This window comes from Rahnella rivi, assembly GCF_019049655.1.
In the GTDB taxonomy this organism is placed as follows: domain Bacteria; phylum Pseudomonadota; class Gammaproteobacteria; order Enterobacterales; family Enterobacteriaceae; genus Rahnella; species Rahnella rivi.
In genome coordinates, this window is record NZ_JAFMOX010000048.1 from 86487 (window position 1) to 105699 (window position 19213).

The 19213-nt window shown below is 52.8% G+C and carries 18 protein-coding genes; 8 read left to right on the forward strand and 10 right to left on the reverse strand.

The window, feature by feature from the left end; translation table 11 throughout:
- Positions 1 to 7: 7 nt before the first annotated feature.
- Positions 8 to 484, reverse strand: coding sequence for a WbuC family cupin fold metalloprotein (locus J1779_RS04970; protein WP_056772260.1), 477 nt, complete (start codon positions 482 to 484; stop codon positions 8 to 10).
- 419 nt (positions 485 to 903) lie between these two features.
- On the opposite strand from J1779_RS04970, the gene corA reads away from it, so the two are divergent.
- Positions 904 to 1854, forward strand: coding sequence for a magnesium/cobalt transporter CorA (corA, locus tag J1779_RS04975; protein WP_056772255.1), 951 nt, complete (start codon positions 904 to 906; stop codon positions 1852 to 1854).
- 66 nt (positions 1855 to 1920) lie between these two features.
- Here the strand turns inward: corA and rarD are convergent, their stop codons facing one another.
- A complete protein-coding gene (gene rarD / locus J1779_RS04980) occupies positions 1921 to 2829 on the reverse strand; it encodes an EamA family transporter RarD (RefSeq protein ID WP_122096517.1) in 909 nt (302 codons plus the stop codon).
- Positions 2830 to 2920: 91 nt separating this feature from the next.
- Positions 2921 to 3403 carry a thioesterase family protein gene (locus J1779_RS04985; RefSeq protein ID WP_056772249.1) on the reverse strand — a complete coding sequence of 161 codons (483 nt, stop codon included), beginning with the start codon at positions 3401 to 3403 and terminating at the stop codon, positions 2921 to 2923.
- A 244-nt stretch (positions 3404 to 3647) separates the two neighbouring features.
- Between J1779_RS04985 and pldA the strand changes: the two genes are divergently transcribed.
- The 3 genes from pldA (at position 3648) to rhtC (ending at position 7206) form a co-directional block, all read left to right on the forward strand.
- The gene (gene pldA / locus J1779_RS04990; protein WP_122096518.1) at positions 3648 to 4526 is read left to right on the forward strand and encodes a phospholipase A; all 879 of its coding nucleotides are present in this window, start codon (positions 3648 to 3650) and stop codon (positions 4524 to 4526) included.
- A gap of 178 nt (positions 4527 to 4704) precedes the next feature.
- Positions 4705 to 6537: an ATP-dependent DNA helicase RecQ gene (gene recQ, locus J1779_RS04995; protein WP_056772243.1), complete on the forward strand. Its 1833-nt coding sequence runs from the start codon at positions 4705 to 4707 to the stop codon at positions 6535 to 6537.
- A 39-nt stretch (positions 6538 to 6576) separates the two neighbouring features.
- Entirely contained in the window at positions 6577 to 7206 is a 630-nt protein-coding gene (gene rhtC / locus J1779_RS05000; RefSeq protein ID WP_056772241.1) for a threonine export protein RhtC, read from the forward strand.
- A gap of 61 nt (positions 7207 to 7267) precedes the next feature.
- Here rhtC and rhtB read toward each other — a convergent pair whose 3' ends face one another.
- Positions 7268 to 7888, reverse strand: coding sequence for a homoserine/homoserine lactone efflux protein (gene rhtB, locus J1779_RS05005; protein WP_056772238.1), 621 nt, complete (start codon positions 7886 to 7888; stop codon positions 7268 to 7270).
- A gap of 122 nt (positions 7889 to 8010) precedes the next feature.
- Between rhtB and pldB the strand changes: the two genes are divergently transcribed.
- On the forward strand, positions 8011 to 9003 hold the full coding sequence (gene pldB / locus J1779_RS05010; protein ID WP_056772234.1) for a lysophospholipase L2: 993 nt from the start codon (positions 8011 to 8013) through the stop codon (positions 9001 to 9003).
- Between the two features lie 47 nt (positions 9004 to 9050).
- Positions 9051 to 9860 (forward strand): sugar/pyridoxal phosphate phosphatase YigL, encoded by an 810-nt coding sequence (yigL, locus tag J1779_RS05015; RefSeq protein WP_183850366.1) that lies wholly within the window; start codon positions 9051 to 9053, stop codon positions 9858 to 9860.
- 59 nt (positions 9861 to 9919) lie between these two features.
- Here the strand turns inward: yigL and J1779_RS05020 are convergent, their stop codons facing one another.
- The 6 genes from J1779_RS05020 to J1779_RS05045 all read right to left on the reverse strand — a co-directional run bounded on the left by J1779_RS05020 (position 9920) and on the right by J1779_RS05045 (position 16455).
- A complete protein-coding gene (locus tag J1779_RS05020; protein ID WP_338019850.1) occupies positions 9920 to 10834 on the reverse strand; it encodes a DUF1861 family protein in 915 nt (304 codons plus the stop codon).
- The gene (locus tag J1779_RS05025; RefSeq protein ID WP_217203022.1) at positions 10831 to 11892 is read right to left on the reverse strand and encodes a glycoside hydrolase family 130 protein; all 1062 of its coding nucleotides are present in this window, start codon (positions 11890 to 11892) and stop codon (positions 10831 to 10833) included. The genes J1779_RS05020 and J1779_RS05025 overlap by 4 nt, the downstream gene beginning before the upstream one ends.
- Positions 11879 to 13429: an alpha-amylase family glycosyl hydrolase gene (locus J1779_RS05030; protein ID WP_217203011.1), complete on the reverse strand. Its 1551-nt coding sequence runs from the start codon at positions 13427 to 13429 to the stop codon at positions 11879 to 11881. The genes J1779_RS05025 and J1779_RS05030 overlap by 14 nt, the downstream gene beginning before the upstream one ends.
- A 12-nt stretch (positions 13430 to 13441) precedes the next feature.
- Positions 13442 to 14227, reverse strand: coding sequence for a carbohydrate ABC transporter permease (locus J1779_RS05035; protein ID WP_217203023.1), 786 nt, complete (start codon positions 14225 to 14227; stop codon positions 13442 to 13444).
- Positions 14228 to 14318: 91 nt separating this feature from the next.
- The gene (locus J1779_RS05040; protein ID WP_217203012.1) at positions 14319 to 15188 is read right to left on the reverse strand and encodes a carbohydrate ABC transporter permease; all 870 of its coding nucleotides are present in this window, start codon (positions 15186 to 15188) and stop codon (positions 14319 to 14321) included.
- A gap of 4 nt (positions 15189 to 15192) precedes the next feature.
- Complete coding sequence (locus tag J1779_RS05045; protein WP_217203013.1) at positions 15193 to 16455, reverse strand: ABC transporter substrate-binding protein; 1263 nt, start codon at positions 16453 to 16455, stop codon at positions 15193 to 15195.
- Positions 16456 to 16741: 286 nt separating this feature from the next.
- Between J1779_RS05045 and J1779_RS05050 the strand changes: the two genes are divergently transcribed.
- Complete coding sequence (locus tag J1779_RS05050; protein WP_420804202.1) at positions 16742 to 17758, forward strand: LacI family DNA-binding transcriptional regulator; 1017 nt, start codon at positions 16742 to 16744, stop codon at positions 17756 to 17758.
- A 54-nt stretch (positions 17759 to 17812) separates the two neighbouring features.
- Positions 17813 to 19177 carry a phosphohexomutase domain-containing protein gene (locus J1779_RS05055; protein WP_217203014.1) on the forward strand — a complete coding sequence of 455 codons (1365 nt, stop codon included), beginning with the start codon at positions 17813 to 17815 and terminating at the stop codon, positions 19175 to 19177.
- Positions 19178 to 19213: the final 36 nt, after the last annotated feature.

Below are 19213 nucleotides of genomic sequence, written 5' to 3' on the forward strand. Positions count from 1 at the left end.
CAAATAACTAAAGGCTAAAAACCTCACCCACTTCCGCTGTCGCATACCATTTCAGCGTGTCTTTTACGCCTTCTTCGCCTTCCGGCGGGGTGCCTGGCAGACAGTCCTGTTCCTGAACCGGTTGATACGCGCCGCGTTTCACTTCAAAAATCACGCCGCCTTCGTCGAGGGATAATACGCTGTGCCAGGTATTGGCCGGGATTTCCAGCAGACGGGTTTCTGCGCCGAGCCACAGACGTTCGGTGACTTTGCCGCTGTTATCGTAAATCAGTACCAGAAAACGCCCGCGCAGCGCGGTCAGCATTTCCCAGGTATGCGGATGGCGGTGAATGCGCACGTAAGTGCCCGGCTCCATCGCAATCGCCAGGCGCTGTACGTCATCTTCCGGTGCAGGATGAATGTTCAGATTCTGACGCAGGCGGGGAGAATGCGCAGCCTGGGTGATCAGGTCGCACAGTGTGTCTTGGGAAATCTGCTTAATCATTGTTGGCTTCTGGAAAGGAGGAGGGATCAGGCCTCTGAGTGTAGCCAAAAAACCGGTCAGACATAAGTCAGTAAAGGTTATCATCTGAGCAAGATTTTTATGCCGAAATGTTGCCAGATTAGATTTGTTGGCGGTTGACAGTCTTTTTATTCCCGGCGTAACATGCGCGCACTATTATCAATGAGGAACTTCGCCTTGGACACACCCAGTAGATACTGGCTCAATAACCTGTTCATTAGGTACCACTTCTAAGGCCCTCCTCTTTGCTGATGGCCTTAGTGGTTGTCAGCGACCCCCGTTCTGTCGCTGTGAGTCAGATCTGAATTTGGTCTGAATTACGCCGGTGACTCTTTTCGCCCCGTGATTTTCTGTGCTTCAACGCGTTGTCCACTTTCTGTAATTCTTGGGAGAACGGGCACATGCTGAGTGCTTTTAAATTAGAAAACAGCCGCTTATCCCGTTTAGAGCTGGACGAGGCAGACGATCTCAAAACCTCATTGTGGGTAGATTTAGTCGAGCCTGATGAGCAAGAGCGCGAACGCGTTCAACATGAATTAGGGCAAAGCCTGGCAACACGTCCCGAGCTGGATGACATTGAAGCCTCGGCGCGTTTCTTCGAAGATGAAGACGGCCTGCACATTCACTCCTTCTTTTATTATGAAGATGCCGAAGACCACGCCGGTAACAGCACCGTCGCATTCACCGTGCGCGAAGGCCGCCTGTATACCCTGCGTGAGCGCGAATTACCGGCATTTCGTCTTTACCGTATGCGTGCCCGCAACCAGACGCTGGTCGACGGCAATGCCTACGAACTGCTGCTGGATTTGTTCGAAACCAAAATCGAACAGCTGGCGGATGAAATCGAAAACATCTACAGCGATCTGGAAAAACTCAGCCGCGTGATCATGGAAGGGCATCAGGGCGATGAGTATGACGCCGCGCTCTCCACGCTGGCAGAGCTGGAAGATATCGGCTGGAAAGTCCGTTTGTGTCTGATGGATACCCAGCGCGCTCTGAATTTCCTGGTGCGAAAAGCGCGTTTACCGGCAGGCCAGCTGGAGCAGGCGCGTGAAGTGTTGCGCGATATCGAATCCCTGCTGCCCCATAACGAATCCCTGTTCCAGAAAGTGAACTTCCTGATGCAGGCGGCGATGGGCTTTATCAACATCGAGCAGAACCGCATCATCAAGATTTTCTCGGTGGTATCGGTCGTTTTCCTGCCGCCAACCTTGGTGGCATCCAGCTACGGGATGAACTTCGAATTCATGCCTGAGCTGAAATGGGCATTCGGCTATCCGGGGGCGATCGGGTTGATGATCCTCGCGGGTCTGGCGCCTTACCTGTATTTCAAGCGCAAAAACTGGCTGTAACGTTCTGTTATTAAGCCAATAAAAAAGCCCCTCACCGCAAAAACGGAGAGGGGCTTTTTCGATCGGTCAGGCTTTTGCCGTCACGCCCCGGCGCAGGCGGCCCTGCGTATAGAGCGCGTCAGTGATAAAGCACAGCAGCCCCACCCAGATAAAGCCGAAGGTGATGAGCTGCGAGGTATTTACGGTTTCGCCGTAGAACACCACTGCCAGCAGGAACATCAGCGTCGGGCCGAGATACTGGAAAAAGCCCAGCGTCGACAGCTTCAGACGCGCCGCCGCCGCCGTGAAGAACAGCAGAGGGATAGTGGTGATAATCCCGGCAGCCATCAGCAGTAAATCCAGTGACCACGGATTAGCCGACAGATTACTGGTCGGACTGTTGGCGATAAAGAACAGATAAATGCCCGCCAGCGGCAGCAGCCAAAGCGTTTCGATCAGCATACCGGTCTGGGAATCCACGCCGATTTTCTTACGCAACAGCCCGTAAAAAGCGAAGGTGAGCGACAGTCCCAGCCCGATAATCGGCACTGAGCCAAACATCCAGACCTGGATCAGCACACCGGCGAACGCCAGAACCACGGCGAGCCATTGCAAACTTCGGAACCTTTCGCGCAAAAACAGCATGCCCAGCACGACATTCACCAGCGGGCTGATAAAGTAACCGAGGCTGGCTTCGAGGATGTGATTGTTATTGATCGCCCAGATAAAAATCAGCCAGTTCGCCCCGATAAACAGCGCGGTGACGAGCAGCATGCCGACTTTCTTAGGTTGTGCCAGCACCCGCCGGACATCGCCCCAGCTGCGGCTGACGGACAGCAGCACTAACATAAAGAAGAAGGACCAGATCACCCGATGGGTTAGAATTTCATCGGCGGGCACTTCTTTGATCAGCTTGAAATACGCCGGTGCGATCCCCCAAATCAAATAGGCGATAAAGGCAAAAATAACGCCTTGCCGGGTACGTTGTGCATCCATGTGGGTACCTGAAAAGAAAGAGATTAACGGATCGCGAGTGTACCTGATTTACGCTGCCAGATTTCTTTTTCAGCAACGTGTTAAGCAGATTTTAGCCGACCATGTAGGTCGCGGTGGTGGTCGCGATATGAATGCCGCTGTCGTTGTGCAGATCGACGCGGGCCACAGAGATTTTATTTCCGGCGCGGATCAGGCTGGCAGAAGCGATGAAGAAGTCGCCACGGCCGGGGCGAAGATAATCGACGCGTAAATCGACGGTGCCCATTTTTGCTAACCGCTGGCGCATTTCAGCCTCAAGCAGAGGATGATCGGGTTTATCGCGCCGGATGAGCGAGCTGGTCACGCACACCAGCCCGGCCGCGACGTCAAGCACGGCCGCGATAACGCCACCGTGTAAGATTTTTTGCGCAGCGTTGCCGACCAGTTTGGTCTGATTGGCAAATTTCAGCTCCGCGTAATCGCAGTCGAGACGTTTAAGTTCCAGACCGAGTTCGCGGTTAAAAGGCATGTCATAAACGAAAATATTACCAATCAGTTGCAGAGCAGCTTCGTGGCTTAGGGATGACGCAGACATGAAAGGTTTCCTGATCCAAACGACAAGAGCGCTATAGTCGCGCAAAGAGTTAATGGAATGTTGATCTTAAGTGCCGGAGGCGGGGAATTCTACCTCGTGCGCGATAAATCTATTCAATACTCTTGTCGGAATGTATATGTGTGTAAAATGCTCTGCTTTCTCAGTTTCTGAATACCGGCCGGCAGCCGGCTATTTTAAACCACAAAGACTAACAACATTATTTAACACTAAAGGGTGAGGACAAATGCGTAAAATTTGGGCTGTCGGGGCCACCATGTTGGCGTTGCCATTACTGGGACATGCAGAAGAAGCAACGGTACAAGAAGTGCATGATAAGCCCGCCGTGCGTGGCAGCATCGTCGCCAGCATGTTGCAGGATCACGATAACCCTTTTACGCTTTACCCTTATGAGTCGAACTACCTGCTTTACACCGACACCAGCAATATCAATAAGAAAGCCATTGAGTCTTATGACTGGGCGGATAAAGCCCGTCATGACGAAGTGGCATTCCAGCTGAGCCTGGCCTTCCCGCTGTGGCGCGGTATTGCCGGTGACAACTCGGTGCTTGGCGCGTCCTACACGCAGAAATCGTTCTGGCAGCTGTCGAACAGTGGCCAGTCTTCACCTTTCCGTGAAACCAATTACGAACCACAGCTTTTCCTGGCGTGGGCGACGGACTACGATTTCCTGGGCTGGACGCTGCGTGAAGCCGAGTACGGTGTTAGCCACCAGTCAAACGGTCGCTCAGACCCGACGTCCCGCAGCTGGAACCGCGTGTATGCCCGCTTTATGGCGCAAAACGGTAACTGGCAGGTGGATCTCAAGCCCTGGTACCGTATTCCTGAAAGCGATGAAAACGACGATAACCGCGACATCACCAAATACATGGGTTATTACCGTCTGAAAGTAGGCTACGCCTGGGGCGACAGCGTCTTTAGCGTGGAAAGCCGTTACAACTGGAACACCGGCTACGGCGGCGCAACCACGGGCTGGAGCTATCCGATTTCCAAGCACGTACGCTTCTACACGCAAGTGTTCAGCGGCTACGGTGAGTCATTAATTGACTACAACCACAAGCAGACTCGCGTCGGTGTGGGTATCATGCTTAACGATATGATGTAAAAATACCCGTCTTACTTCAGGTTGCAGGTGCGTTTGCGGCACCCGGCCCCGGAGCACTGACTCCGGCAGGCGCAGCGGGATGCCCTCGCTTGCCGCCTTTCGGGTATATTATGTCATTGCAGTACAGCCCCGGCGGCTTTAGGGCTTAGCCGGGTGGTTTGAACAGTTGGGGAATTGAGTGTCTACGGCGGCAGTGATAAATAAAGAAGAGCTGGCTCATCAGGTATTACGCGATACCTTCGGCTATCAGCAATTCAGACCGGGTCAGCAAACGATCATCAATACCGCCATTTCTGGCCGGGATTGTCTGGTTGTCATGCCGACCGGCGGCGGTAAGTCGCTGTGCTATCAAATCCCTGCGCTGGTGATGGACGGCCTGACGCTGGTGGTTTCACCGCTCATCTCGCTGATGAAAGATCAGGTCGATCAGCTGATGGCGGCGGGTGTGGAAGCCGGTTGCCTCAATTCGACGCAAACCCGCGAGCAGCAACAGGAAGTGATGGCGGGCTGCCGTACCGGCCGCATCAAAATGCTGTATATCGCGCCGGAACGTCTGATGCTGGGTGATTTCCTCGAACAGCTGCAACAGTGGAATCCGGCGATGCTTGCCGTGGATGAAGCCCACTGTATCTCCCAATGGGGCCACGATTTCCGCCCGGAATACCGTGCGCTCGGCCAGCTGAAACTGCGTTATCCGCAGTTACCGGTGATCGCGCTGACCGCGACCGCGGATGAAGCTACGCGCAACGACATTGTCCGTCTGCTCGAGCTTAACGATCCGCTGATTCAGGTCAGCAGTTTTGACCGCCCAAATATTCGTTACACGCTGGTGGAGAAATTTAAACCGCTCGATCAGCTGATCCGCTTCGTGCAAGACCAGCGCGGCAAAAGCGGCATTATTTACTGCAACAGCCGCGCCAAAGTGGAAGACACGGCGGCGCGTCTGCAAAGCCGTGGCCTGAGCGTCGGCGCGTACCATGCCGGGCTGGATAACGACACCCGTGCACGGGTGCAGGAAGGTTTTCAGCGCGATGATTTGCAAATCGTGGTGGCTACCGTGGCGTTCGGTATGGGCATCAACAAGCCCAACGTGCGTTTTGTGGTGCACTTTGATATTCCGCGCACCATCGAGTCTTACTATCAGGAAACTGGCCGTGCCGGGCGTGATGGCCTGCCGGCGGAAGCGGTACTGCTTTACGATCCGGCGGATATGGCCTGGTTGCGTCGCTGCCTGGAAGAGAAACCACCGGGTGCGCAGCAGGACGTTGAACGCCACAAGCTGAATGCGATGAACGCGTTTGCCGAAGCGCAAACCTGCCGCCGTCTGGTGCTGCTGAATTACTTTGGCGAAGGCAAACAAAACGCCTGCGGAAACTGCGACGTGTGCCTCGATCCGCCGAAACGCTACGACGGCCTGCTGGATGCGCAGAAAGCGCTGTCAGTCGTGGCACGCGTCGGGCAACGCTTTGGTTTAGGTTACGTGGTCGAAGTGCTGCGTGGCGCCAATAACCAGCGTATCCGCGAATACGGCCACGACAAACTGACGGTGTACGGCATCGGTAAAGAACACAGCAACGAACACTGGACCAGCGTGGTGCGTCAGCTGATCCACCTCGGGCTGATTATGCAAAATATCGCCATGCACTCGGCTTTGCAGCTGACAGAAGCAGCGCGTCCGGTTTTGCGTGGAGAGATCCCGTTACAGCTGGCGGTACCGCGTATTCAGACGCTGAAAATTAAAAGTCCGTCCCGCCAGAAAACGTACGGCGGTAATTACGATCACAAGCTGTTTGCCAAATTGCGCAAGCTGCGTAAGTCACTGGCCGACGACAATAATGTGCCGCCATACGTGGTGTTTAACGACACCACGCTGCTGGAAATGGCTGAACATCTGCCGATAAGCCCGAGCGATTTGCTGGATATCACTGGCGTCGGCCAGCGTAAGCTGGAGAAGTTCGGGCGGCCATTTATGGCGATGATCCGCGATCACATTGATAACGGCGACGACTGACAGTCAAGAATTCCCCACACACCATAAAGAGAGTAAATCATGCTGATGCTGTTCCTGATGGTTGCGATGATGCACATGATCGCGCTGGCGAGTCCGGGCCCGGACTTTTTCTTTGTTTCGCAAACGGCAGCCAGCCGCTCGCGTAAAGAAGCCATGATGGGTGTCATTGGGATTACGCTCGGCGTTGCGGTATGGGCGGCAGTGGCGCTGATGGGTCTGCATCTGATCCTGCAAAAAATGGCCTGGCTGCACCAGATTATCACCGTCGGCGGTGGCCTGTACCTGTGCTGGATGGGCTGGCAGTTGCTGAAATCAGCGCGCTCTAAAAAACAGGCGGGCGAAACGGAAGTGGTTGAAACCGCCGTGGCGTTGCCAGCAAACGGACGCACTTTTATGCGCGGCCTGCTGACCAATCTTTCCAACCCGAAAGCCGTTATCTACTTCGGCAGCGTATTCTCCATGTTTGTCGGCGACAGCGTGACAGGCGGCGAGCGCTGGGGTCTGTTTATCCTGATCATCGCCGAGACACTGGCCTGGTTTACTCTCGTCGCGCTGGTGTTTGCCTTGCCAGCGATGCGTCGCGGGTATCAGCGTTTAGCGAAATGGATTGATGGCGTGGCAGGCGTGGTATTTGCAGGCTTTGGTATTGCGCTTATCGTGAACCGTTAATCAGCGATTCTGCACAAAAAGGGTCCGGCTTACCACCGGACCCTTTTTGTATTCTTAACACTTACACCTTGCGGGCACTCGCCAGCAAAACCCCCACCAGCATAAACAGCGAGCCGAAAATGCGGTTCAGCAACTGCATTTGTTTCGGCGCTTTAACCCAACCGGCAATACGCGTTGCCAGCGTGGCGTAACCAATCATCACAATGATATCGACCACGACCGTAGTGACGCCGAGTACCACGTATTGCGCAGCCTGCGGCTGGTGAGGAATGATAAACTGTGGGAATAATGCGGCAAGAAACACTATGCTTTTGGGGTTAGTGAGGTTCACCAGAATGGCGCGTTTGAATAAACGGCGGCGCGGCATGCTGCTGGCGAGGGCGTTCAGGTCAATCGCCCCGGCAGAGCGCCACTGGCAGATGCCGAGCCAGATTAAGTAGGCTGCACCAAACCATTTGAGAAACTCAAAGGCCAGCAGCGAGGATGAGATCAGCGCGCCCAGCCCGACACCGACCAGCACGATGTGGATCGATAATCCCAGCTGTAAACCGGCGATTGACGCCACGGCGCCACGATAGCCATGGCTGATGCCCGTGCTCATTGTATTGATGGCACCGGAACCCGGAGAAAGACTTAAGATAGAAGTAGTGAGCAGGTAGGTTAACCACCAGTCCAGTGTCATTGCGAGACTCCCTGAATACGTTTTATGTTGTTTTGTGGCACAATACGCCATTGTCTGTCTTTGCGCTATAGCTCACAAATAACACTTTTCTCCTCTCTGCCTAACAATTTTGGATCAACTGAATGTCTGCGAATTACGCAAGGTGGTTAACACGTGAAAAGGAGTTTTCCGCCTTTGCTACCGGGCCGTTGCTCGATTTCTGGCGGCAGCGTGAGGAAGGTGAGTTTAACGGCGTTGACGATGTCCCGATCCGCTACGTCCGGTTCTGCTCTCCCGATCATGATAAAGTCATTATGGTGTCACCGGGGCGTATCGAAAGTTACGTAAAATACCCCGAAGTCGCCTACGATTTATTCCACTGTGGTTACGATGTGATGATTGTGGATCATCGCGGGCAGGGGCGTTCCGGCCGCATGCTGGACGATCCGCATTGCGGCCACGTTCAGCACTTTGACGATTATGTTGAAGATTTCGAACGCTTTTATCAGCGGGAGATTGCCCCACGTCAGTATGCGAAAAAGTTCGCACTGGCACACTCCATGGGCGGCGCGATCCTGGCGCTTTATCTGGCGAAAAATCCGCAAAGTTTTGACGCGGCGGCACTGCTTGCACCGATGACCGGCATCTATTTGCCGATGCCGGGCTGGATATCCCGCCGGATCCTCAACTGGGCGGAAAACCGTCCGGTGCGCCGCGACGGCTATGCGCTCGGTACCGGCCACTGGCGTCCGCTGCCGTTTGTGGTGAATCGCCTGACCCACAGCCGCGAGCGTTATCGTCGTAATCTGCGTTATTACGCGGATTATCCGGAACTGCAGGTCGGCGGGCCGACCTATCACTGGGTGCGTGAAGGCATTGACGCCGGGATGCATATCCTGAAAGAAGCGGAAAAAATCACCACCCCGGTCCTTTTATTGCAGGCAAGCGAAGACCGCGTGGTCGATAACCGGTCGCACCTTGCTTTTTGTCAGGCCATGGCCGTGGCGGGTCACCCTTGTGAAGGGGACAAACCGCTGGTCATTGAAGGCGCGCGCCATGAGATCCTGTTCGAGCGGGACGACCTTCGGGCACAGGCGCTGGACGCTATCATGCGCTTTTTTGCGCGACAGCATTAATCCGCGGTTCGCCGCGCACAACTCCATCAGAGGTTAGAACCTACGCTATGTACCATGTTGTTGCTTCCGATTTAGATGGCACACTGCTATCACCTGACCATACCCTGAGCCCGTTCGCGAAAGAGACGCTGAAATTGCTGACCCAGCGCGACGTGCACTTCGTGTTCGCCACCGGGCGTCACCATATCGATGTGGCGCAGATGCGCGACAATCTCGACATCAGCGCGTACATGATCACATCCAACGGTGCGCGCGTGCACAACACCGACGGCGATCTGATTTTTTCGCACAATCTGGATGAAGACATCGCCAGAGATCTGTTCGGTATCATGCACAACAACCCGGATATTCTGACCAACGTCTATCGCAATGACGACTGGTACATGAACCGCGACCGTGCCGACCAGGACGATTTCTTCCGCGAATCAGTGTTCAAATACAAGCTCTATGAACCGGGCCTGCTGGAAACTGACGGCATCTGCAAAGTGTATTTCACCTGTGAAGATCACGAGAAATTGCTGCCGCTCGAAGAGGCGATCAACGCACGCTGGGGCGATCGCGTTAACGTCAGCTTCTCACTGCCGGTTTGCCTGGAAGTGATGGCGGGCGGCGTCTCGAAAGGTCATGCGCTGGAGTACGTATCAAAACTGATGGGTTATACGCTGAAAGACTGCATCGCCTTTGGTGATGGTCTGAATGACCTTGAAATGCTGACAATGGCCGGTAAAGGCTGCCTGATGAGCGGTTCATTGCCGCGTCTGAAAGCCGCCATGCCGGACGCAGAAATCATCGGTTCCAACGCCGACGACGCCGTACCGCATTACCTGCGCAAGATGTATTTGTCTGAAGATATCTGATCCGCGTCACCCCCGGACAAGGCTTTATGCCCTGTCCGGGGCACTTCTCTGCATGCCTGTCATCTGAAAGGGTCATCAATCTCTGTCCATTGCGCTTCACAATCGCTGGTACCGCAATATAAGCGGGGCGCGGACGAAGCCGAGAAGCACAGACCGCCGGGAAAAATGACGTCTTCCAGAGCGGCGCGTTTGGTTGCTCCGGGTTTGAACTGGCTGCGTTCAGCGATGATTTTCAGGGCTGAACAGTGGTGCGTCTGGCTGTTGAAAATAAACGAACAGGCGTAATAGTGCCGGTGCCCTTGCGCATCAAAACGGGCGACATGGGCCAGCACACCAACGCGATGCTCCTCAAGAACGTAAGCGGCATTCACGCCACACCATTCTTCGGCACTCACCTGCCCGTGTAATAACGTCGCCTGCGCCACGTTGTGCAGGGTCAGATCGTCGGGCGAATCCAGCAGGATATAACCGATGGTGCCCCGCCCGCCGGTTTCCCCCTGCGGGCGGGTAAACAGCAACACTTTTCCATCCGGTAAACCCACCGGACGGATGTCTTTCATGCCCTCCGGCCCGATGAAAAACAGGCGCAGGGAATAGATATCCGCGCCACGGTAAAGCAGGGTTTTCCAGCGCAGAATTTCACCGGTGTCTTCATCGGCTTCAACGCAGACTCCGCCAAAGATAAACTCCCCGTTGATACAGGTGAAAAACGGATCCTGTAAGGCGAAGACCGGCGCGTCCGGCAGTAATGTGCACTGACGGAAGCCATCAAATTCGAAAAAACGGATCTGCGATAATTCGGAGTGTCTTGGTTCGACGCGTGCGGCAATGACCATAAGGTCGCCGCAGCGAAACGGTGCGGTCAGGTTATAGACATCATGGTTACCCACACCGGAAAATCGAATTTTTTCTCCGGCGGGCAGCGGCAATTTCAGGTCATGAAATTGCCGCAATAAAGCGTCAATCGTGTTCACTGCGTCATTCCGAGATGCGCCCATAACGCATCGAGCGGCATGGTCGCCAGCGCAATACATTCATCGGCTGCGCCGTAGTAGATTTTCAGCACGTCCCGTTCCAGCAGCGCGCCGCAGGTAAAGACGACGTTGCCAAAAAATCCCTCTTTTTCGTAAATGGCTTCCGGCTGTAAGAGGGGTACGGAGGATTTGGCGAGGATGTTGAACGGATTATTCAGGTCGAGCAGCATCGCGCCGAGGCAATAACGCTGATCTTTGTCTACCCCGTGGTAAATCTGCAACCAGCCGCGCTCCGTTTTGATAAGCGGTGCGCCGCCGCCCAGTTTCAGCGCATCCCAGTCGCCGGACGCGCTGCCCAATAAATGCCGGTGATTGCCCCAGTGCAGCATGTCCGGAGACTCACACATCCAGATCTCAGGCTTTCCGAAATGTTTCGGCGAAGGGCGGGTCAGCGCCTGATATTTGCCGTTGATTTTTTCCGGGAAGAAACAGACATCACGGTTGTCCGGGCAGAAAATCACGCCCTTTTTTTCCACGGTCACAAAATCAGGGGTGGTGGCCAGCGCGGTGGAAATGCCGTAAGGCGAAATGGCCGAATAGTTGATGTAAAAAATGCCGTCGATCAGCGTAATGCGCGGGTCTTCGCAGCCAAACTGTTCGTATTGCGTATCGGCGGTCAAAAATGGCTGAGCATCCACCACAAAATCTTCGCCGTTCGTACTGCGCGCCAGACGCAGATGCGACATGGAGGTCAGCCAGATCACCGAAGGGTCAGCCTTCAGCGCAATCATTCTTGGGTCGCTGAAATCATAATCCAGGTCATCTCGGTAAAAACGTTTGGTGCCTGCCTGCCAGACGTTGTGCTGATTCAGCAACAGCGGCACTTCCAGGCAGTTGGCGTCGGTCGATATCACGCTTTCCGCCACGCGAAGCAGCAGCAGGGTTTCCCCCTGATACGCACAGACGCCCGCGTTAAACACGCAATCCACTTTCCAGCCGGGCTGAGACGGCACCACATCGGCGGGGGTTAACAGCGGGTTTTTATCACTTCGGATCATTTTCATGGTTTACCTTCTTGATAAGAATAGCGTTTTTTTCCAGCAGCGGTGCATCCGTGCCGAATAAGACGGGGTTGCCATCGCCGCAGCCTACGTTGACGACCGGCGCGCCAAAATTGATCATCACTTCCAGACATTCCCCGGCCAGAAAGCGGCGAAATATCAGGCATTGTTTAAACAGTGTGAGGTACTCATAGCGGCCACGCTGAAGAGAGAGATGAGAATTTCTCAATTTAATCAGCTTCTTATAGGTATTCAGAATTGATGGTGAGTGCTTACTCTCAGTTTGAACGTTAATTTGTCCCTCACCGGCATCCGCAGGCGTCCAGGGGACGGGCAAACGGGAGGCATCGCGGCAGAAGGGTAATGCGTAAGTGAGCGCTTGCTTCTCGTCCATGCCCCGTGAAATTGCGGCCTGATATTGCGTGATGCCCTGAATGTCCCGCATTTGCTGCACGCTCTGCGGGATGAAATCGGTCATGCCGATTTCTTCACCCTGATAGATAAAAGGCAGGCCGCTGGCGGTCATTTGCAGGGCGAAAACGGCCACGGCGCGCGAAATATCGCGGTGTGATTCGCCAAAACGGCTGATCATGCGTGACATATCGTGGCTGGAGAAAAAGAGCGTCGGTAATCCGGAAAGTGTCGCTTCCATCGCTTTCATTTCGGCGAAGATCGCTGCGATATCGAAGCGTTTCTGGCTGCCGAGGTTAAAATTGAATACCACGTCCAGCAGTTTTGGCCCCTGATAAGGTGCCATCACCGGTAACAGGTCACTGCCCACTTCACCAATCAGTAAAAACTCACCCTGTTCGCGGATGTGCTGGCAGAGTTTTCTCACCACATTCAGCACGCCGGGCTGATTGATATCCTTGTCGTGGGGCGGCTCTGCACCCGGTGCGGCGGGCGGATGGTCTTCACCGATGCCGTCGGTGGTGAGAAAATTAATGACGTCAAAACGGAAGCCATCGACGCCGCGCGCGATCCAAAAATCGAAGATTTTTTTGATTTCATGCTCAACGGCAGGATTCGACCAGTTCAGGCAAACCTGCTGGGGCGAGAATTTATGGTAGTAACTGGCGGTTCCGCCGGGTTCCTGCGTCCAGGCCGGACCGCCGAAGAACGAGGTCCAGTTATTGATTTTTTCACGAAAGAAAAAGAAGTCGCGAAACGGGCTGTCGGGGTGACTGAGCGCCGCCTGGAACCACGGATGCTGATCGGAGACGTGATTGATCACCACGTCGATCACCAGCAAAATATCACGCTGATGGCAGGCGGAAATAAGCGCATCGAACAGGGCCAGTGTGCCAAAGCGCGGGTCAACGGCGCAGTGATCGCTGATGTCGTAGCCATTATCCACCAGCGGAGAGGGATAGAACGGCGTGACCCAGATGCCGCCGATGCCCAGATCCGCCAGATAATCGATCTTTGAAATCAGACCCTGAAAATCGCCCAATCCGTCCGCATTGCCGTCGCAAAACGACGGCAAATACACCTGATAAAATACCCGGTCCTGCCATGTCTTCAGGTTATTCATCCTTCATGCCTGCTATTTAAGTGAAAGCGACATCCCTTCCAGGAAATGCTTCCTGAAGAGAATAAACAACACCACGATCGGCAGGGTTTGCACCACTGACCCCGCCAGCACCGGCCCGACGTAAATGCCATACGACTTACTGAATGTTGCCAGCAGAACGGAAAGCGGCATTTTGTTGACGTCCTGCATGACAATCAGCGGCCAGAGGAAATTGTCCCAGGCGCTGGTAAACGTAAAAATCGCGACGATAGCCAGAATAGATTTGTTGAGCGGCAGCATGACGTGGAGCAGAATTTTTATCAGGCTGGCGTGATCTAATCTCGCGGCATGAATATAGTCATTGGGTGTGCCTTTAAAACTCTGGGATATCATAAATATCCCCCAGCCATTCATTACGAAAGGCAAAATAAGTGCGCCGTAGGAATTCATCATGCCCAGCTGACGGATTAATACAAAGTGGGGAATGATAAACATGAATACGGGAAACACCATTTGCAGAATCAGCAGGTTTTTAAAAATATCCCGTCCTCTGAATTCCATTTTTGCCAGTGCATAACCAATGAAAGAGGAGGTTAATGTGACGCAGATCGTAATGGTCAGCGTGATGAATACAGAGTTAAATAAGGTGCGCAGAAACGGTTTTTCCGATTTATTTGTACCATCGAAAAGAAAGGCATAATTATCCAGAGACAGATGGCCGGAAAAAAGTGCTGTGGTATAAATGTCAGATGTCTTCTTAAACGATCCGATCAACATCCATAAATAGGGATATAACCAGGTTAATGCCAGAGCAAACATTAACAGGTGGATCACCACAGAACGGATATTTATTTTTTGGCGATGCGTTATGGCAAGTGCTGTATTTAACGTTTCCACAGGGTTGTCCTCATCATACGATCTCGATTTTCTTTTCCAGACACCGGCGCACGACCCAGATCAAAGAGAAACTGAACAGGGCGACAATGATGGACATGGTGGCCGCCCAGCTGGGTTGCATCTGCCGGAATGCGGCTTCGTACATCACCACCATCGGCGTGGTGGTGCTCTCCAGCGGACCGCCGCCGGTGATGAGATAAGGCTCGGTGAAAATACTGAACGCCACGGTAATGGCTAACACCAGTACCATCACGATCTGCGCATTCATCAGAGGAAGTGTGATATGCCATATTTTTCCAGCGCCGGACGTACGGTCGAGCTCGGCGGCGTCATAAATATCTTTCGGGATGGTGATAAGCCCGGAGTAAAAAATAAGGCCGTAATAGCCCACGAACTTCCAGGTCACAATGAGCGCGATGGATAACATTGCCACGTCGGGGTGGGTAAACCACGGCACATTTATGCCAAACCACGACATCAGGAAATGGTTAACCGGTCCGGTTTCGCTAAACAGTTTGGAAAAAACAATAGAATACGCGACGCCGGAAGAAACATTCGCCAGTAAAAAACTCAGTGCGACGAAAGCTTTACCATATTTAATTTTCCGCAATCCGAACGCGAATAATAATGAGGAGATAAACACTATCGGCAGATAATAAAGGAGAAACTTAAAGACATTAAAAATTGACGTCCAGAATAAAGGGTTCTGCATAACGGCAATAATGTTTTTTACGCCGTTGAACGACGGTGTGCCAATAAATTTCCAGTCAGTAAAACTCAGCACGGCCAGCCAGATAAAAGGATAAAACCAGAATACCAGCGAATATCCCAGGTAACCGGAGGCCAAAAGGCCTCCGAGTGATGACTCTTTCATTTTGATCATCGCTTTACTGCCCCAGCGTGTTGTCGATCTCTTGGGAAGACGCCTGAATGACCTCGGGGATCGGGTTGTTTTTAAACACTAACTTTTCAATCATCTGGGTCATTGTCCGCTGGACTTCGACCGTTTTCGTGATCGGTGCCGGAGGAACCGCTTTCGGCACGAAGGAGGCAATAGCGTTCACTAACTCATGCTGTTGCAGGTAGCTTTTAAAGACAGGATGACTTTGCAGATCTTCACGCGCCGGCGGCATCCCGGTCAGCTCCAGCCAGCGCAGGTCATTTTTCGGATTGCTGTAAACCCATTGAATAAACTTCCAGGCATCGGGCTGGACCTTCGAGGTGCTGAACATCACCATCCCTTTGCTGTCAGCCATGGTGGCCGCCTCAGCGTCGCCGGTCAGTGTCGGCATCTGGCCGATACGGATGGTTTTTAGCACCTCAGGGAATTGTTTCTGATAGCGATCGATATCCCATGGTCCGCGCACGGCGCCGAGCACGGTACCTGCCGCCAGCGGGTCGTCAGAGGCGGTGAAGTCGTAGCTGGTCCATTTATTAGCGAACATTTTGTTGATGAAAGTGAGGGTCTGCAGGCCCGCATCGTTATTAAAGGTGGCTTTGTTGTTCTGGATGTAAGGGCTGCCCTGTGAGGCGGCGTAATACAACGGGACAAAATCGAACCAGCGATCCCACCAGTTTTTGCCGCTGGTGATTTGCAGGCTGTAGCCTTTGTGGCTCTGCGTCATCCTTTCCGACAGCGTGTAAATCTCGTCATAAGTGACCGGTACGTGATCGAAGCCATAGTCAGCCAGAAGGTCGCTTCTCCACCAGTAGACTATCGGGCTGATATAAATTGGAATGACGTTTTGCTGCCCGTCGAACTTCCACGAAGCCATTGCGTTGCCCATGTGACGGGTTTCGACGAGCGCCTGAAACCCCGGCATTTTGGAATAATCATTGAGCTGTTTAAGTTCAGTTAACTGTCTTGCGAAGCCGATAAAAATATTGGTGGAAATATCCGGTTCAGTACCGGATGCCAACGCATTCATAATCGCTTCTTCGGAACTTCCCGCCGCGGGAATAGGCGTGAATTCCACTTTTCTATTTGCCGGATTACTGTTCCATTCTTTGACAATTTCTCCCCAATACACTTCCTGAGTGACATTGGGCGCAACCCACATTTTTATACTCTGCTGATTTTTCTCTTCAGGCCCGCAACCTGATAACAATAACGCCATAGCCGCAAACGCAGCCAGTTTCATTGTTTTCATTATTTATTTCCTGTTTCCATTAGGTTGTAATTAATAATCCACAATTATACTTGCAGAGTATTCATATTATTATTTTATGGATGGATTTCTATTTAAACGCTAGCATGGACATTCAATAAATAAACGTTATAGCGGTCACATAAATGATTTTGTTTAACGTTAAACTTTATTGGCATTGTCCGTTGCAAAAGTACTTTTTCTGTGAGTATATATTGTCGAATTGATAGGGTTGAGCCGGGCTCTGTTCCATTATTAAAAGCGTTTTGGAGTTTTTAAACTGCGCAAGATAACATTGAAGTCAATTGCCGAAGAATTAGGTGTCACGCACACCACGGTATCTAATGCATTTAATCATCCGGGGAAGTTATCAGAATCATTAAGAAAAAGAATAATAGATTATGCGCATTCTGTTAACTTTTACGGACCTGACAATATCGGGCGCGCATTGCGCACCGGCAGGTCGGATGCCATGGGGATTATTTTTAATGACACGCTCAGTTATGTGTTTACGGACAGCCATGACGTACAGTTGATGCAGGGAATTGCCGCAAAATGCGACCGGGAAGGGGTCAGTATCATATTGATTCCGTTGCATAACGGCCAGGGAGCGCTGGCCGGTGTGATCAATACGGCGGTGGATGGTTATATTCTGAATGCCACGCACAATAACGATCACATTATCGCCAAGGCGTTGTCGAAGAATCTGCCTGTAGTGACGACCGATTTTAAAATTCCGCCGCACAGCAGCGTTTCCATTGATAATTACAAGGCGATGCAGGAGGTTTGCCAGCATCTGCTTGAAAAAGGCCACCGCGAATTTGGGATTATTTCTTTCCCTTCATTGCAGGGGCGCAAGGGCGTTAATCCCTTAAGTGAAGAGATAACCGGGGATAATGACGTCATGATCACCCGGGTGAAATCCTGTGTGGATAAGTTTCTGAGCCGGAATATTAATCTGGATAAATGTTTTCTTTGTGAAACCGCCCACCATGAAGAATCTGGAGAAATGGCCGCAGAGACATTGCTAAAGAATAATCCGAAGATAACGGCGTTGATTTGCCTGTCAGATCGTTTTGCGCTGGGCGCAATTAAGTATTGCCGTAACGCCGGGTTACGTATTCCGCAAGACATCGCTATTACCGGTTTCGATAATATTCCCCGGTCAGATAATGAGATTGCGCTCACTACCGTGGCGCAGGATCCGGTTAAAAAAGGAGAGATTGCCGCCACTCTGTTGCTGGAGGGAAAGAAAAACATTCACCACGATCTTGAATTTACGTTAATTATACGTGGCTCTACCTGATATACGGCGGGGCCATAAAGACGAAAGTAATTATGTCTGTTTTCAGGATGAAATATGGCCTTATTAACCTGTTTTACCGCTTACGATATACGCGGCATTCTTGGCGCCGAATTTAACGAGGATATTGCTTACCGCATCGGTTGCGCCTTTGCCCATTTTTATCACCCTGAACGGGTGGTGCTCGGCCATGATATTCGCCTGACCTCGCAGTCTCTCAAACTGGCCGTCGCGTGCGGGCTGCGCGATCAGGGCGTCGGCGTGATCGATATCGGTATGACCGGCAGTGAAGAGGTTTATTTTGCCACCCGCTATTTTCGGGCGGATGGCGGCATCCAGATCACGGCCAGTCATAATCCGGCCAATTATAACGGCATGAAACTGGTTGGCCGGGATGCCAGGCCGGTCAGCAGCGATAACGGTTTGCATGAGATTAAGGCTCTGGCCGAAAATCATCATTTCTCTGGCACAGCGCAGGCCGGTTTTTATCAGCAATGTTCAAACCGCAGCGCGTATCTTGATCACCTGCTCAGTTATTTAACGTTGCCTTTTGGGCGCCCCCTGCGTGTGGTGGTGAATGCCGGCAACGGCGCAGCAGGTCCGACGCTGGATGCGCTGGAGCAGGCCTTCCAGGCGCGCAACATCCCGCTGACCCTGATTAAAATTCACCATGAGCCGGACGGCGCCTTCCCCCACGGTATTCCGAATCCTATGCTGCCTGAAAACCGCCACGCGACTCAGGCTGCCATACGCCTGCATCAGGCGGATATCGGTATTGCATGGGATGGCGATTTTGATCGCTGCTTCATTTTTGATGAGCAGGGGGACTACGTTGAAGCCTATTACATCGTCGGCATGCTGGCGGCGCAGTTTCTGCAACACTCGCCCGGCGAGAAGATCATTCACGATCCCCGCCTGATCTGGAATACCCGCGACATTGTCGCTGAGCGTCAGGGTATCGCCGTGGAAACAAAAACCGGCCATGCCTTTATGAAGGAAAGAATGCGCAGCGAAAACGCCATCTACGGCGGCGAGATGAGCGCGCACCACTATTTCCGCGATTTTGGCTATTGCGACAGCGGAATGATCCCCGCCTTGCTGATGTTGCAACATCTCAGCAAATCCGGCCAGAAAATGTCCGGTCTGATTGCCGCCCGTAAAGCGCTTTTCCCGGTATCCGGCGAGATAAATCTCACCGTCAGCCAGCCCGCAGAAGCCATCCGCCGTGTGCGTGAGCATTATGCCAGCCAGGCCGTGACGGTCAGCGTCGTTGACGGGCTGAGTATGGAATTCGAACGGTGGCGGTTTAATTTGCGCGCTTCCAATACGGAACCGCTTTTACGCCTCAATGTTGAAACCCGTCACTCCACGGCATTACTTGCCGAAAGTACCCGGGCACTGCTGGCGCTGGCAGGGGAGTAATTCCTCGTATCGCGCTCCCTTTGGTTTGAAAGGACA